Annotated in this window: 14 protein-coding genes; all 14 read right to left on the bottom strand. The window is 44.3% G+C overall.

The window, feature by feature from the left end; all coding sequences use genetic code 11:
• Positions 1-110: 110 nt before the first annotated feature.
• Positions 111-1,094, bottom strand: coding sequence for a CPBP family intramembrane glutamic endopeptidase (locus SSV_RS04870; protein WP_072073909.1), 984 nt, complete (start codon positions 1,092-1,094; stop codon positions 111-113).
• Positions 1,095-1,107: 13 nt separating this feature from the next.
• The gene (locus tag SSV_RS04865; RefSeq protein WP_072073908.1) at positions 1,108-1,737 is read right to left on the bottom strand and encodes a TIGR01906 family membrane protein; all 630 of its coding nucleotides are present in this window, start codon (positions 1,735-1,737) and stop codon (positions 1,108-1,110) included.
• The gene (locus SSV_RS04860; RefSeq protein ID WP_072073907.1) at positions 1,730-2,500 is read right to left on the bottom strand and encodes a TIGR01457 family HAD-type hydrolase; all 771 of its coding nucleotides are present in this window, start codon (positions 2,498-2,500) and stop codon (positions 1,730-1,732) included. Before SSV_RS04860 ends, SSV_RS04865 begins: the two co-directional genes overlap by 8 nt.
• The gene (locus SSV_RS04855; protein ID WP_072073906.1) at positions 2,497-3,252 is read right to left on the bottom strand and encodes an acyl-[acyl-carrier-protein] thioesterase; all 756 of its coding nucleotides are present in this window, start codon (positions 3,250-3,252) and stop codon (positions 2,497-2,499) included. Before SSV_RS04855 ends, SSV_RS04860 begins: the two co-directional genes overlap by 4 nt.
• A 3-nt stretch (positions 3,253-3,255) precedes the next feature.
• The gene (gene hemW / locus SSV_RS04850) at positions 3,256-4,386 is read right to left on the bottom strand and encodes a radical SAM family heme chaperone HemW (RefSeq protein WP_072073905.1); all 1,131 of its coding nucleotides are present in this window, start codon (positions 4,384-4,386) and stop codon (positions 3,256-3,258) included.
• Positions 4,387-4,527: 141 nt separating this feature from the next.
• The gene (gene proC, locus SSV_RS04845; protein WP_072073904.1) at positions 4,528-5,331 is read right to left on the bottom strand and encodes a pyrroline-5-carboxylate reductase; all 804 of its coding nucleotides are present in this window, start codon (positions 5,329-5,331) and stop codon (positions 4,528-4,530) included.
• Between the two features lie 2 nt (positions 5,332-5,333).
• The gene (locus SSV_RS04840; protein WP_072073903.1) at positions 5,334-6,596 is read right to left on the bottom strand and encodes a glutamate-5-semialdehyde dehydrogenase; all 1,263 of its coding nucleotides are present in this window, start codon (positions 6,594-6,596) and stop codon (positions 5,334-5,336) included.
• 21 nt (positions 6,597-6,617) lie between these two features.
• The gene (proB, locus tag SSV_RS04835; RefSeq protein ID WP_072073902.1) at positions 6,618-7,727 is read right to left on the bottom strand and encodes a glutamate 5-kinase; all 1,110 of its coding nucleotides are present in this window, start codon (positions 7,725-7,727) and stop codon (positions 6,618-6,620) included.
• A gap of 115 nt (positions 7,728-7,842) precedes the next feature.
• Positions 7,843-8,739 (bottom strand): RluA family pseudouridine synthase, encoded by an 897-nt coding sequence (locus SSV_RS04830; RefSeq protein ID WP_072073901.1) that lies wholly within the window; start codon positions 8,737-8,739, stop codon positions 7,843-7,845.
• On the bottom strand, positions 8,723-9,190 hold the full coding sequence (lspA, locus tag SSV_RS04825) for a signal peptidase II (RefSeq protein WP_002895609.1): 468 nt from the start codon (positions 9,188-9,190) through the stop codon (positions 8,723-8,725). The genes SSV_RS04830 and lspA overlap by 17 nt, the downstream gene beginning before the upstream one ends.
• 3 nt (positions 9,191-9,193) lie before the next feature.
• Entirely contained in the window at positions 9,194-10,096 is a 903-nt protein-coding gene (locus SSV_RS04820; protein WP_141640135.1) for a LysR family transcriptional regulator, read from the bottom strand.
• 119 nt (positions 10,097-10,215) lie between these two features.
• Complete coding sequence (locus tag SSV_RS04815) at positions 10,216-11,073, bottom strand: GNAT family N-acetyltransferase (protein WP_176693563.1); 858 nt, start codon at positions 11,071-11,073, stop codon at positions 10,216-10,218.
• 111 nt (positions 11,074-11,184) lie between these two features.
• Entirely contained in the window at positions 11,185-13,146 is a 1,962-nt protein-coding gene (locus SSV_RS04805; protein WP_072073897.1) for a peptide ABC transporter substrate-binding protein, read from the bottom strand.
• 284 nt (positions 13,147-13,430) lie between these two features.
• On the bottom strand, positions 13,431-16,229 hold the full coding sequence (locus tag SSV_RS04800; RefSeq protein WP_176693562.1) for a glycoside hydrolase family 3 protein: 2,799 nt from the start codon (positions 16,227-16,229) through the stop codon (positions 13,431-13,433).
• Positions 16,230-16,255: the final 26 nt, after the last annotated feature.

The following is a 16,255-nucleotide window of genomic DNA, read 5'->3' as shown; positions in this document are numbered from 1 at the left end:
AAGCACTTTCTATCAAATTCTTTCATTTTCTATCTTTTTACCGAACAAAAAAGAGCTGGACTATAATCCAACTCTTTTTGATGTTCAACTTACATTTATTAAATAAAAGGCTAATAGGGTTTGAACAATGATACAAGATAGGCTGCCATAACAGGCAGAAAAGTTCCAAGAAAAGTAAACACAACCAGAACCCAGAACCAGACTGATTTAAAAGCCTGTCGGTAGGTCCCTGGGAGCGAACGATTAGCATCAATGTATTCCTTAAATTTTGGCCATTTCAGAATTAAGAACAAAAGAAATACCGTGCTGCCAGCAATTAATAGGCCGTAAAAAAAGATGTTGACAATAGGCTCTGGAGCTCTTTTTGAAAGAAAAGCTAAACCTTCTGCTATGACAAAGTTATTGATAGCATGAAACACGATAGACCAGATAATCGAATACTCAAAAGCGATATAGCCAAGCCCCAAACCGATAAAACTAGCAAAATAAAGCTGATATAGATTTTCGTGAAAAAGGCCAAATAAAATCGAAGTCATCAGAATGGCAAAAATCTTTCCATGCTTCTCTAACGCTCGCAAACCAGCACCTCTGAAAATAATCTCCTCCGTAACTGGAGCCATCAAAGATGAATAAATCAGCATAGTCAGTGTCTCAGAACCGCCGCTCCCTGATTCCATACCAGAAAGATTCAGATTGAAGAGCTGAATGATAGCCTGCATGAGCTGATTGACAACAGCTGTGAATAATTGGGCAAATAAAAGGAAGCAAATCGTATAAAAGAAAACTTTAGGAGTCATCTTCTGTCCCTTACGACGAAGGTCATACTTAAAAAGCTGCTTGCCCCGAGACACCGTGAAAGTAAGAACACCAAGACAGGAAGCTAGAATATAGGCTCCACCATCTTTTTCAATAAATTTAGTGAGAACTTCCTGTGTCTTTTGAATATCCATACCTTGCCCAGGCATGATAACGAAAAAAGCCACAAATGCATAAATGAAAACAGAACCAAGCATAACCCATAAATAAGTAAAGCAGGTCGCTGAAAATCGTCCTAGATCTTTTTTAGGATTTAAAGGTTCGGGTATATAATACATAAAATCTCCTATATTAAGTTTGCTCTTTACCCTTTCTACTCAGAAAATACAAGGCCAAAAAGATTCCCTCATAAAGCAAAGCAAAAAGAATAAAGACGTGCATAAAAAATTCTTCTGGCAGAATCCAAATGACTGGATCATTGGCTGGGTCAAACATCCAGGTATTGTCTCCGGCAAAGAGAACTTGATGAAAGAGTGTGAAAAAATTGTTGAAACCAATCATAAAAGCCAGTCCAGCAAAGACAAGTGGCAATATACTGATCACTAGAAAAGCCCATCTGTAGAGACCTAAAAATCCCTTTTTGACCACTTTTTTGACAAAGAAAATCAAAGCAGGCAGAGTAACTAGAAAAATAGCTTGCGCCAAGTGAAAAAGATACTTGACCACCTGAAAATGATGCAGCCCAGCTGCCGACGAGCGAAAATCCGGCATCGCCAGTTTCTGACTAAAAGGATTGGTCAGGTAATTCATCAAAATATTAAAATTATACTGAATGGTCTCTGATTTTAAATAAACTTTATCTGGTAGGTTGAAATAAGAAATCTCCATTGGGTATAAGAACCAAGCCAGATAAATAGTTAGCAAGATTGCTGCTGCCAACAAGCACAAGACGCTTGCTGAAAATCTCAATTTATCACGCATCGAAGTCCCACTCCGCTAGACTGGACAAGACATGCGTCGGTTGGATAGGCAGATTAGGCACCTCTTCTGGCAGGGTAAAACCTGTCGTCACCAAGAGAGTCGGAATGCCATTGTCAATTCCCGCTCGAATATCTGTCAGATAGTTATCACCCACCATGACCACTTCTTCACGCGCCAACCCTAGATGCTCTATGGCTTTTCCCATTATGATGGCATTGGGCTTGCCGATAAAGGTCGGCTCAACCCGAGTGGCTGCTTCTAAGAGGGCGTTGATAGCACCCGCTCCCGGCTGCAGACCTCGTTCTGTCGGAATATTGAGATCAGGATTGGTCCCGATAAAATGAGCACCCTTTTGAATGGCCAGAGTCGCTATTGTCAGCTTCTCATAATCCACTTCCCAGTCCAGCCCCACTACCACATAGTCAGGATTTTCTGTATCCTCTATATATCCAGCTTCTTCAATGGCATGTTTAAGCCCAACATCACCAATAACGTAAGCTTTCTTGCCCAGATTTTTCTCCTGCATATAATCGATGGTAGCTAAAGTAGCTGTGTAAATAGTTTCAAGTGGCGTCTCAATATTGAAATTTGCAGCCAGCATGGTCTGAACCGCTTCTGGCGTGCGAGTAGTATTATTGGTCACGAAAAGATAGGGAATCTTGCGCTTCTGCAGCTCATGCACAAAAGCTTCACCAGCCGGAATTCTGCTCTTGCCCTTATAAATCGTCCCGTCTAAATCAATCAAATATCCTTTATAAGTCATGTCTGCTCTTCCTCATTCTCTTGTTTAAACTCTTGCCAGGTCACCAAAGCCTGAGCATTCACTTCACCATCACTGGAAATTTGGTGATTGCTCTGCAGACCTTCTAGGTCATAGCTAGAAGCAATCATACCGCCTGGTCGGACTTCCTTGACATACTTAAGATGGACTTTCTTGGGAATGTGCTGGGTGAGGAAGTCTGCGCCCATGACCTCAAAGATCCAGTCCAGATACTTGCTATTGTTGACATGTCCGTTCATATCCAAATCGTAAAAGCGCACATGGTAGTCCTTGCTGATAGGGTTTTCCAAGTCTGGATACTTAGGACCGCGCAGTAATTTCTTGGAAAACTCAGATTGATAAGGCGCTACAATCTCCGGATCTACCGGACGAACCTTACGGCTATCCCGGTCCATGAGAACAAAGGTCGCCATCATCTTGATAATGGCTTGACCCGCTTCATCAAAAATCGTGAAGCGCCGGTAGCAAAAGAGCCTATTGTAGGTCAAAGCTTCTGTTTCAATGGCAATCTCCTCTGCAAAGCGTGGCAGTCGTGTCACATCAATATCATAGTCCGTGATAATCCAGACAAGATTATACTGCTCCAGCATATCCTTGTCGCTAACACCTAGCTCAATCGACTGCATCCCCGATACCTGCAAGGATAGCAGGATAACATCTGGCAGCTTGATATGGCCATTCATATCTGCCATATCAAAAGGAATTTTCATTTTCATTTGATAAGTTAAGCCCATGATTTACTCCAATATAAATTTCTCAGCAACCGTATCGCCCAAAAAGAGGCCTTGTTTGGTCATGCGCACGATGTCTCTGTCTGCCACTAACAAGCCCTGCTCAGTCAATTCAGCCACAACAGCTCCGTACTGGTCTTCAAAGGAAAGACCAAATTTTTCCTCAAATCGTTTTTTAGAAACACCTGACTTCTTGCGCAGTCCTAGAAACATCTCTTCTTCCATCTTTTCTTTCAGCGTCAGCACTTCTTCCTGCACACGGGCATTGCCCGCTTCCACTGCCTGCAGATAACGACGAATGGGGCCGTGGTTTTTATAGCGAACACCATCGACATAGCCAGACGCTCCCGCTCCAATACCATAATACTCCGCATTGTCCCAGTACATGAGGTTGTGACGGCTCTCAAAGCCTGGCTTGGAAAAGTTTGAAATCTCATAATGCTCAAAGCCGGCCTTTTCGAGCTCAGCTATAATGTAGTCAAACATCTCCGCTTCCAAATCTTCCTTGGGCAGAGGCAGTTTCCCTCGTCGCATCCGATTCATAAATACTGTGTGGTTTTCCAAAATCAAGCTGTACAAACTCATGTGGGGAATGTCCAGAGCAATAGCCTTGGCTACATTGGTTTTCACATCTTCCATAGTTTGCTTGGGCAGGGCATAAATCAGATCAATCGAGATATTGTCAAAGCCCGCTTTTTTGAGATTGGTAATATTCTCATAGATGTCTTTTTCTAAGTGACTGCGGCCAATCTGCTTGAGCATACGGTCGTTGAAAGTCTGTACGCCCAGCGAAACCCGATTGATAGGCGAGTCTTTGAGTACAGCAATCTTCTCCTGATCTAAGTCCCCAGGATTGGCTTCAATGGTCAACTCTTCTAGATAAGATAAATCTAACTTGTCCGTCAGCTTTTCCAGCAAAAAGGCTAATTGAGGCGCAGATAGAGCCGTCGGAGTCCCTCCACCGATATAGAGGGTACGGAGCTTTTTGATATCGTACGAATGATACTCCTCAATCAAATGCTCCAGATAAGAATCCACCGGCTGATTTTTGATAAAAACCTTGGAAAAATCACAATAATAACAAATCTGGGTACAAAAAGGAATGTGCACATAAGCAGAAGTCGGTTTGGTTTGCATAGTACTTATTATACCACAGTTTTAGAATGAGGACTTATTTGATAATCAAACAAAGAAAAAAAGAGACGTTGCAAGGACAAAGAAAAAATATTGTCCTCACATGTCACCTTGTTTCTATATGGATAAAAATGACTTGGTAAATCACTTCTTCCCCAACTCTTGCGTCCTCTTGTAGGCAGCTTGAACGGCATCCATGACCGTTCCTCGAAAGGCATTTTCTTCCAGACTGGCTACCCCGGCAATGGTTGAACCAGCCGGACTGCAGACCTGGTCTTTGAGCTCGGCAGGATGTTGCCCACTGACCTGACTTAGCTTGGCAGTGCCTAAGAGGGTCTGATTGGCTAGTTCAAGCGAGATGTCGCGACTGAGTCCTGCTCGGACACCAGCGTCCGCTAAGGCCTCTATAAATAGATAGACGAAAGCTGGTCCACAGCCAGCAAGAGCTGTTGCTGCATCCAACTGCTTTTCCTCTAGTTTGATCAAAAGGCCAGCCGAAGACAGAAGCTCACGCAACAAGTCTTCGTCCGCTTGATTCGCCTGCTGAGATAAGCTATAGGTAATAACACCCTCGCCTACTGCTACTGGTGTATTAGGCATGATCCGAATCCAACGATAGTGGCTAGGTGTCAATTTTTCTAATAGCTCTAAGGTTAGACCAGCAGCCATCGAAACCAGCAGAAGAGAATCCCGTTTTTCTAGAATTTTCCGATAATCAGCCAGCAAGTCAGCAAATTGAGCTGGTTTGATTCCCAGAAAAATCACCTCTGCCTGAGCAAAAACCTCTTCATTACTGACCGGCTGCCCACCAACTTCCGCAGCAATCTTTTCAGCCTTGTCACGACTGCGATTGGCCAGTAACAATTCGCTTCTAAATCTTTCATCTTTGGCAACTAGGCGAGCGAGACTGCCACCCATATTTCCCAGACCGATAAATCCAATTTTCATCATTATTTCCTCACCTGACCAGTCCCTTGGATGACGTACTTATAGCTGGTCAACTCTTTCAGCCCCATAGGACCTCTGGCATGCAGTTTTTGAGTAGAAATCCCCATTTCGCAGCCAAGCCCAAATTGACTGCCATCTGTAAAGCGGGTTGAGGCATTGACATAAACTGCTGCACTATCCACCTGCTCCGTGAAGTAAGCTGCCGCTGCATCGTTATCCGTCACAATGGCATCCGAGTGATGAGTGCTGTGGGCTTCGATATGCTCTACTGCTTTTTCTAGCGAAGGCACCAGCTTGACTGCTAAGATATAGTCCAAAAATTCGGTATCAAAATCTTCTGGTTTAGCTTGCGAGCCCGAGATATACTGAGCTGCTTTCTCATCCAAACGTAATTCAACAGCTTTTTCTTGCGCAGCATCACGTTCTGTCACCAAGATTTTCTGCAAACGTGGTAAAAATTCAGCTGCAATCTCTTCATGAACCAGCAGGCCCTCCATGGCATTGCAGACAGAAGGGCGACTGGTCTTGGCATTCTCAATAATGGCCAAAGCTTTGTCTTGATCAGCATCCTTATCTACATATACATGGACAATTCCAGTACCTGTCTCAATAACCGGTACAGTAGCATTTTCAACTACCGCCTGAATCAGTCCCGCACCTCCACGAGGAATGAGCAAATCCAGATATCCTTTGGCCTTCATCATAGCCTGGGCAGAAGCCCGGCTGGTATCAGAAACCAACTGGATACAATCCGGTGAAATCGCCGTCTGAGCCAAGCCTTTTTTCAGAGCTGTGACAATAGCTAACGCTGTCTGATAGGCATCCTTGCCGCTTCTGAGAACGACTGCGCTACCACTCTTTAGAGCCAGAGCCGCAGCGTCAGAGGTGACATTAGGCCGGCTTTCGTAGATAATCCCAATCACGCCCATAGCCACCCGCTTCTTACTGATGACAAGACCGTTATCAAGCTCGGTCCTTTCCAAGACTTGCCCTACAGGATCCTCCAAGTCAATCAGTTGGCGAATGCCCTCTGCCATGGCAGCAATCCGCTCCTCATCCAGATAGAGGCGGTCCAGCATCACATCTGAAATCTTACCTTTAGCTGTGGCCATATCCAATTCATTGGCTGCTAAAATGTCCGCACGAGAAAGCCAGAGCTGCTTTGCCATTTCTTCCAAAGCATGGTTTTTCTCAGTAGTTGTGGCCGTATTGATCGTCTTCTTGACTTTCTGAACCTTTTCAAAAATCGCTTGTGTTGAGGTCATCGCTTCTCCTTTCCTTGTCTTCTAAAATTCTGCAAATAAATCATTCAACTCCGGTGTCAGAGAAATCCAGTCATCCCGATGAATGACGACACCTTTAGGTTTATTAGACTTGAGCATATCCTTAAGAGACGATTTGCCAAAACGCACGCGCCCTTTACCAAGAATAGCTCCGCTGCCTTCTTCATAAACGGTCACCGTATCCTGATAGGCAAAGCTGCCCGATACAGATACAAGACCGGATACCAACAAACTTTTTCCATTATTTCTGAGAGCGTTGGCTGCTCCTTGGTCTACATAGATTTCCCCTTGACTTTTAGCGTAGAAAGCCAACCATTGCTTCTGCGTTTTTAGACCTTTTTCCTGGGCCAAAAAGAGACTGCCATCCTTGGTTCCCTCAGCAGCTTCCAGCAGAGCATCAGTCTTGAGCGAGGAGCAGATATAGACTGGAACTCCAGACATGGTCGCAAGCGTTGCAGCCTTAATCTTTGTCAGCATGCCGCCAGTTCCATTGCTCGTTCCTGCACCGCCAGCCATATCAATCAGCTCAGAGCTAATCTTCTCAATCTTTTCAAGTCGGCGGGCATCTGGATTGTTAGAGGGATTGGCTGTGTAAAGGCCATCTACATCTGTCAAGAGCACCAGGAGATCCGCCTGAACCATAGCCGCTACTTGAGCACTCAGTGTATCATTATCCCCAACCTTAAGCTCCTCGATGGCCACTGAGTCATTTTCATTGATGATGGGAATAGCACCGCGATTCAGCAAGACAGACAAGGCCTGATGGGCATTCTTGTAACGCCGCTTGTCCGCAAAATCATCTTGTGTCAGAAGAATCTGTGCTGAAATGATTTGCTTCAAAAGAAGATTGGTTGTATATTCTTCCAAGAGCAAACCCTGTCCAACCGCAGCTGAAGCCTGTTTATCTGCTACCTTGGTCGGTCGCTTTTTAAAGCCTAGAGAAGAAAAACCTGCCGCAATAGCTCCTGATGAGACCAAGATTAACTCATGTCCCGCCTCATGCAAAAGAGCCAACTGCCGAGTAATTTCCTTTACCTTGGCGCGTGACAAACTACCATCTGCGTTTGTCAATGACGAAGTTCCCACCTTAAATACGATTCGCTTTGCTTTCATTTCCTTTTCCTTCACTGCCAGATTGTCTTATTATACCACGATTTACGGAAAATAAAAACGACCGCGATTGAAGCGGTCAAAGGAAAATTTGTATTTTAATAATGAATGGACCTGACTAATCTTGTCGCAATTTTTCTAAGGTTTCTTGGAAAATGGCTGGCACTTCAGTTGTAAATTCCAGCACTTCACCAGTTCGAGGATGGGTGAAGCCCAGTGTTCGTGCGTGCAGAAATTGGCCATGTCCTTTTAAGGTCTTACGCGGTCCGTAGACCCCATCTCCAGCTACAGGATGTCCAATGTAGGCCATGTGAACGCGGATTTGATGAGTCCGACCTGTTTCTAGCTGAAGCTCAACCAAGCTATAGTCACCAAAACGTTCCAAGACCTGGAAACGTGTCAGAGCTGGCTTGCCTTTAGCCGTCACAGCCTGCTTCTTGCGGTCTTTTTCGCTGCGGCCAATCGGTGCTTCAATCACTCCACGGTCGTTAGGCAGATTTCCATGAACAATAGCCCAATACTTGCGCAGGGATTTCTTATCCTTAAGCTCATCAGCAAGAGCCACATGGGCTTGGTCGTTTTTAGCAATCATGAGAAGCCCTGAAGTGTCCTTATCAATCCGATGGACAATCCCTGGCCGGAGTACTCCATTGATGCCGGACAAGTCTTGGATGTGGTACATAAGGGCGTTGACTAGCGTGCCGCTGGTATGGCCTGCCGAAGGATGGACCACCATTCCCTGCGGTTTATTGACGACTGCCACGTCCTCATCTTGGTAGACAATTTCTAGCGGAATATCCTCTGCCACATACTCAAACACTTCTGGCTCAGGCAGCTCATAGGAGATGACATCGCCTTCTTTGACAGCGTATTTGGCTTTTTTGGCTTGTCCATTGACCAAAATCAGGCCGTCCTTAATCTGCTCATTAGCCAAACTCCGCGATAGGTTTGTCAGCTCTGCCACCGCCTTGTCCAATCGCTGACCAACTACTGAAGCCTCAATTCTTACTTCCATCTTTTTCTTCCTTCAAAATCATCAGCAGTAAAATAGCTACACCAAAGGTCAGATACATATCAGCCACATTGAAAATAGCAAAATTAATAAAATCTAACTGAAACATGTCCACGACAAATCCTTGACGTATCCGGTCAATAAAGTTCCCCAAACCGCCAGCAATCACCAAGGTCAGCCCAGCCAGCATCCACTTTGAGGCATGGAGGTGCTTGATGAGGTAGTAAACAGCTCCGCCGATGACCAAAAATGTCACCAAAGTAAAGAGCCATTGCTGGTTTTCCAGCATGGAGAAGGCTGCGCCGGTATTCTGAAGATAGGTCAGACTCACCAGATGCGGAATGAAACTCTTGACCTGCCCCAGCTTAAAATCGCTGACAATATACAACTTAACTAGCTGGTCCACAACAATAAGAACCAAGACTGCAAAAGGAATAATAATTTTTCTTTTCATACTTTATTTTTTCTGTGCAAAATACTCTTTCATAACCGATACGAAGTCTTCTCCGACCTGAGTCAATTCCACATCTTCACGCTTGACATAGACCATGTGGTTGTCCAAGTTGTCACGAAGCTTGATGACAGTAATACCATTCACACTGTTGCTGTCCAAAAAGCCAGATCCAGTCGCATAAGCATTCGTACGCTCCAAAATCCCATTCAAAGTCGCACGGTCCGTCACATTAAACATCTGTGAGCTGGCACTGGTATCGACAAAGTTCTCTGAATAATAGAGATACTCGTCCTTTTCCTGAGTGAAGCGAACAGTCGGCAAAGCCGCTAAATCTTCCATGACCAGCTCTTCCTTTTGTGTCAGAGGATGATCTTCCCGCAGGTAAATGTGGGTCTGAAAAGGAATCAACTCAATTACTTCCAAGCCCAGCTTTTCCACCCGCTGCATAATGCCCTTGGTATTTTGATTATTAAGATAGATAATGCCAATTTCACTATGGCCTTGCGCTACTTCATCCAGAATCTGTACGGTTGTTGACTCAAAAATCCGGAAGTTCTTATACTCAGGATAGGTCTGAGAAAATTGTGTGATCAAAGGAGGCAGAAAATCATAGTGCTGACTGGCAATTGAAAACTCATCCCGCTCTTCCTCAGGATTGGCATATTGATTTTGAAAAACATCAAAACCCTTGACCAAGTCTTGAGCTTTTTCATAAAACTCCATTCCTCGGCGAGTCAGAAAAGTCCCACTGCTAGTCCGACGAAAAATCTTGAAACCCAGCTCTTTTTCCAGATCACGGACAGAGATGGACAGACTCGGCTGACTGACATACATTTTTTCCGCAGCTTCGCGAAAGGTCCCGCTGTTGGCAATGGCGACCACATAACGCAATTGTTGAATATTCATAACATTTTCCTTCTTTACATATCGTCTCATTATACCATAAACCAAGGCAGAACAAAAGAAACCAGCTGTAAGAAGCCTGTTTCTCCTTTGAAGTTAATGAGCAATCTGAGAAACATTTGCTATTTTTCTTTTAGATAGACAACCTCTGTCATCTCTTTGAAGCCTAGTTTTTTATAAAGTTTCAAAGCTCGGGTATTCTGCTTTTCTACGACAATCTGAAAGTCCTGTCCATTGAGCTCATTCAAATTCTGCATACTTGCAAGCAAGAGATAGCTTCCTAGCCCCTGCCCCTGAAAATCTTGATTAACTGCCAAGCCAAAGAAATAATTGGTCCCAAAATCCGTATCAACTGACACTGATGCGACAACTCGGTCATCTTTTTTTAAGATATAAAGCAGACTGGAGCTACTGGTGATGGATTCTTGAGCGTATTTCAAAGCAACATCTAGCGGTGTCTCAAAGACTCGAGACTGAAAAGCAGCAATTTCCTCTGCCAAGTCCAAACTTCCTTGCAAGACCTCTATCCCTTCTCTCTTTTCCAGAGGAAAAGTTTGAGCAGACTGCGCCAGCCAGATTTCAGCTTCACCCTCTTGGTAATCAAATCTCCGAGCAAAATCGGGATGACCGTTCAAAAAAGCCAGCTCCGCTATATACTCAATCTCGATCAAATCATACTTATCAGCTACTTTTGAAAAAGCAGCCAGGAGCTGATTAGCCACACCCTGACGACGATACGCCGGCAGAACATAAAGAGACACCTCTGCTTGGCCAGGTTCATCCGCATAGACTGATAAAAAGCCGATGGTTCGGCCATCCATCTCTGCCAAGAAAAAGGCAGGCATTCTAGTATCTGCATTATAATTATTATTTAGATAGGGCAGTCGATAGCCTCCGTCTCCCTTATTACACTCTTGAACTAATTCAAACAATGCCTGCTTTTCTTTCTCAGGTAATGCACTATAAATACTTATCTGCACCTGTCTCACTTCTTTCCAGTATTTTTTTCTATTTTACCACGAATAGCCCGACCAAGCCATTCAAAAAGGGACTGGAAAAATCCAGCCCCAATCTCGCTAAGTTAATCGTTTTTATTTTTCAACGTGGTCAGCAAGTTCTTCCTGGGCTTTTTTATTTGCCGCAGTAGCTTCTTCTTTCCATTTTTTCTTAGCTGCTTCGTATTCTTTGGTCGTTACTACATCCTTCTGAAGCTGAGTCAGCTTGAAGTTGTAGCCTGAACCCTTGACACCAACTGGTGAGTAGGCCTTTGTAAATGGTACTGATTTAGTAACAGACGGTGTTGCCCCTTGTGATACAGTCGGGATAATCAAGCCGCTATCTAGCAACCAAGCTTCCGCTTCTGCATACTTTTCGTAACGCAGCTGAACATCATTGGTTTCTGCATTGGCTTCTTCCAGCATCTTAGTATATGTATCCAAGCCTAACTCTTTAATCTTATCATTGTCTTGACCTGGTTCAAAACCAAAGTTTTGCAAGCTTCCGCCGTTCTTGATATTGAGAGTATCAAGGTAGGTAGATGGGTCTTGGTAGTCACCAGTCCAGCCACCAGTAGACATATCATAGTCTTTTTGAGCAGCAGAGTTAGCGAAATAAGTAATATTATTAAGATCGTCTGTGCTCATCTTTTGCAGGTCAATCACAACATTTTCCGCTCCAAGAGCCGATTCGATTGACTGCTTGGTTGAGCTAGCCCATTGAACGCCAATCGTGCTAGACTGATCCACTGGCATATCTAAGTGAATTGGGAATTCAACCCCCTTAGCCTGCAAGGCTTGCTTAGCTTCTGCAAATTTCGCCTTAGCTTTTTCAGGATTATAGTATGGATCTTGAGCGTCAGAGAGGTCAATTCCTTGCCATTGACTGCCATAGTTAACTAATTTTTCCCCAACAACGGTTCCAAAATCCTTGTCGCCAATTTGAACAAAGCTAGGTGGTACCAAGGTATTTCTCAAGACCTTAGTCGCTCCGTCTTCACCATTTCCTTGCGCACCATAAGATGTACGGTCAAAGGCAAAGTTGATAGCCTGACGGAAGTCTTTGTTCATGATCGCTTCGTTAGTAGCAGATTTTTGAGCATCTGTTGTTTTAGAAGTATGATTGTAGGACTGACGGTTGTAGTTGAAATTATAGTAATAAGAAGTAGAATCCTGCGGGCTGTATACGATATTGTCCGCGTATTTCTTCTTGACTGAGGCAAAGCCAGAGCTATTCGGATAGAGACGAGCAGTGCTGTAAACGCCATCGCTGAAGTTACGAATCAACGCTTCCTGATCATTTCCATCATAATAGGTCAGCTTGATGTTATCCAGAGTGACATTGTCTTTGTCGAAGTAATTTGGGTTTTTGACAAATTCCATCACAGACTTGGAAGTCAGAGACTTGAGCAAGTAAGGACCGTTATAGAGAATGCTAGATGGCTTGACAGAGCCAAAATTGCTTCCTTCTGCTTTCAGAAACTCTTCATTGACTGGGAAAAGAATCGTGCTGGTCGTTTTAGAGTTCCAGTAAGGCTCAGGGCGGGCCAGAGTGTATTGGAGTGTATGGTCGTCAATAGCCTTGACACCAACATTGTCGAAATTCTTATCTTCACCCTTAATATAAGCATCCAAGCCCTTCACAGAATCCTGAACGAGATAAATAGCTTCTGAATTTTCATCCGCAGCATACTTCAAGCCAGTCACAAAGTCCTGGGCCTTTACTTCTGCATATTCTTCACCATCGGATGTGTACCATTTAGCATCATCACGCAGCTTATAAGTATAGGTCAGACCGTCCTTAGAAACTGTCCATGACTTCGCGATAGAGGGAATCAGGTTCCCATACTTGTCATTTTCAAAAAGTCCATCGACCAGGTTGGAAATGACATCACCTGTCGTTGCACGATTTGTAGCAAGATAGTTCAAGCTGTCAGGGTCTGAACTATAAACGTAAGTATAATTATTTGTGCTAGATGAAGACTGGCTACAAGCCGTCAGCAATAGCCCGGCACTCAGTGCAACTCCAGTCGCAATCAGCCATTTTGATGCTTTCATGGATAGAACCTCCTTCGATGTTACATTTTATAACATGAACTATTATACCAAAAAACGTATAAAAAGTAAATAGTAAACCGATGACAGTTGAGTATAATATCTAAGGACGGGTACTTTTAGCAAGCTCACAAAGCTTTCCGTTACTGCATTTCTGCAAATTTCTAAATAAAAAAGGAAGAATCCACTTCTAGCAGAAAGTTGCTTTGGACTCTTCCTTTTTTTATTTTATCTTGTATGAACAAATCCGCTAGAATTTTACCGTCATCTGCTCATTTCCTACTTTCTTATACTTTGCAAGAAGACAGACCATAGAGGCAGATAGCTCCAAAGAAGAAGACAAGGCCCAGCAAGGTCAAGACCAATCCACTGCCATCTCCTGTTTCAGGAAGCTGGCTAAACTGTGTAGCTTGCTGACTTAGTTGCCTACGAGAACTTACAGGTTCAACAGAACGCAAACTCAACTGCGGAGGATTTTGTTGACCTGGGACCATGCTCTGCCTAGCTGCAGTAATCTGAACAAGTTCCTTGTAATAACCTTCTCCCATACTGAATTCTCTGTCTTTACTGTCAATCAAGGTTAGGGAAAGCACTGGACTGAACTGACCTTCTACTAAGCCTTTCAAGCCTATCTCAACTGGATTGGTATCATTGGATTTTTTAGAAATCAGAACGGTATCACCAGAGATGATATAGTCTGGACTAGGGAGAATGCTAAATTGCTTAGTATCCATCTTAAGAGCAAGGCGGTAGTCATTTTTCTCTAGACCATTTAATCCACTCAGGGTAACCGTAGCTGTAAAAGGCTGATCTAGCTGAGCAGATGTAGGAACATTGACTTTGATATCCTTAACTGGATCGGTATAAAAGAGACCATGCCCCATAGGATAGGCAACCTCTGCCTCAGACATGATGCCATCCTTGATACGCGGCACATTTACTGGTAGCGTTCCAACATGTTTTTGACCATTGAAAATCACTTCCACTCCAGCTGGGATATTAGGACCAAAAGCATTGTCCGGCTTCAGGGACTCGGTCGGATCCATGCCCTTGTTTCCATAAACTGCTACAATAGCCTTGGCATTAGGATAATTTGCTACATCATAGGGTTTAGAAATGCTCATGACAGCTGCCTGTTTTCCAGTTGCATTTGCATAGTCTACAACTTCCGTCGGAACCCTTGTCAGCCAAAAATCACTTGCTAGTTGAGATTGACGACCAATCTCAGAAATAAGAACAATGTGAGTAGCCTGGTCAATCTTTCCTTTCAAATCTTCCAACTTGGTCGTCTTACTGTAGTTCAACGCATCATATGTAACTCCAGCTGGAATCACTCCATCTGCTATCAGACGCTTGACGCCCAGCTCTAGTCCAGGAACTTCATCGTCGTAAGCTGCTAACAGCAAAATCCTGTCGCCAGATTTGACCTTAAAGGGCAGAACAGTATCTTCGTTTTTAACTACCGTCACTGCACTGGCAGCGATTTTTCTCTCGTTATCTCTGTTTAGCTCTGAGCCAACAGTTGCTTCAGCCTTGGCTTGAGTACGCTCAGATGGGTCAAAGTCCAAAACACCCCGTTTTTCTTTTAGATTCAAGATTCGGGTCACTGACTCATCCAATCTGCTGACTGGAATATCGCCGCTCTGAACCGCCTGCTCAATATCACTGATAATCTTATCAATCTTGGCCAAGTCACTCTTGCTGCGTAAGACAGTTGGCATCAGAACTACATCCACACCTGACTTGATTGCCATGATAGCCGCTTCAGATTCTCCGAAGTTTTTGGCAATCGCATCCATGCCCATAGCATCAGAAACTACCACTCCCTTGTAACCAAACTTTTTGCGAACAATGCCAGTAATAATGTCATCAGACAAGGTGGCAGGGATATAGATGGTTTCACCAGTTTGTTTGGATATAACCGTGTCTTTTTCAATCTGAGGATACTGAATATGGGCTGTCATCAGCATATCAGCATTTTTGTCAATGGCAGCCTTGAAGGGCAGCAACTCCAGCGCTTCTAACTCCGCATAAGACTTGTCTACCAGAGGCAGACCAGTGTGAGAATCCACCGCCGTATCACCATGCCCAGGGAAATGCTTAGCCGCTACTGCAACATTGTATTTCTGAATCCCCTCCATCATAGCCGTTCCCAAGCGAGCAACAACCTTAGGATCTGAAGAGAAGGACCGCAAACCAATAACTGGATTCTGCGGATTATTATTGGTATCAAAAACAGGAGCAAAGTTGACATTCAAACCTAGAGCCGATAGCTCCCGTCCGATAATTTGACCTGCTTGATTAGCCAATTCCGGATCTCGCGTCGCGCCAACTGCCATGTTGCCAGGAAGGGCTGTCCCACTACCCAAACGATAGACGATACCACCTTCTTGGTCAATCGCGAGCAAGAGCGGCAACTTGCCATTATTAGCTTGGTTGCTGATAGCTGCTTGCTGCAGGGCATGCGTCAAGGCTAAGGTTTGAGCAGTTCCTTTCACATTCTCAGCAAAAAGAATAACTCCGCCAAAGTCGTATTTATCAACCGCTTCTGCCACTTCTTTATTAAGCTCCGTCATATCTGACTGGGAGGCTTGGCCCTCTTGCTGCCATTTTCTGAAGTCAGGCATCAGCATCTGTGTAATCTTCTGACGAAGTGTCATATCCGCCACAAGCTCCTGCACTCTCTTAGAAGCTGAAGGTGCATCAGTCGCCGCCTGACCTTGAGCTTGATTAGCTTCCGAGGAAGCTTCTACAGGCTGGGCAGTCGCAGGTTTGGTAGAATCTTCTAGCAAATTACCAGTATTGCCTTCTTGGGTTGAAGCAGCAGATTCAGTAGGTGCAACTGACGGTGCATCAGAGACCGTCAGAGCTTTTGCAGCAATCTGAGCATCCTGACTTGGTGTGCCCCTAGCCCCTGCACTACTATCAGAAGAGTCCGTTGCAACTGCAGCACTTGCTTGTTCAGACTGGTTAGCAGGTTCCGGCGGCTGATTAGTTGTATCTGCTTTTATGGATCCAACTGGCCAAAAAACCAGTAATGACAAGGCAAGCACCAATAGCAATTTATACCTTTTCATCATAGGCATTCTCCTTTCATCCCTATAATAATAGC

Origin of the sequence: Streptococcus sanguinis, from assembly GCF_001078705.1 — a bacterium.
In the GTDB taxonomy this organism is placed as follows: Bacteria; Bacillota; Bacilli; order Lactobacillales; family Streptococcaceae; genus Streptococcus; species Streptococcus sanguinis_D.
The sequence above is the reverse complement of the archived record's forward strand: the minus strand, read 5'-3'. Positions and strand labels throughout refer to the sequence as shown.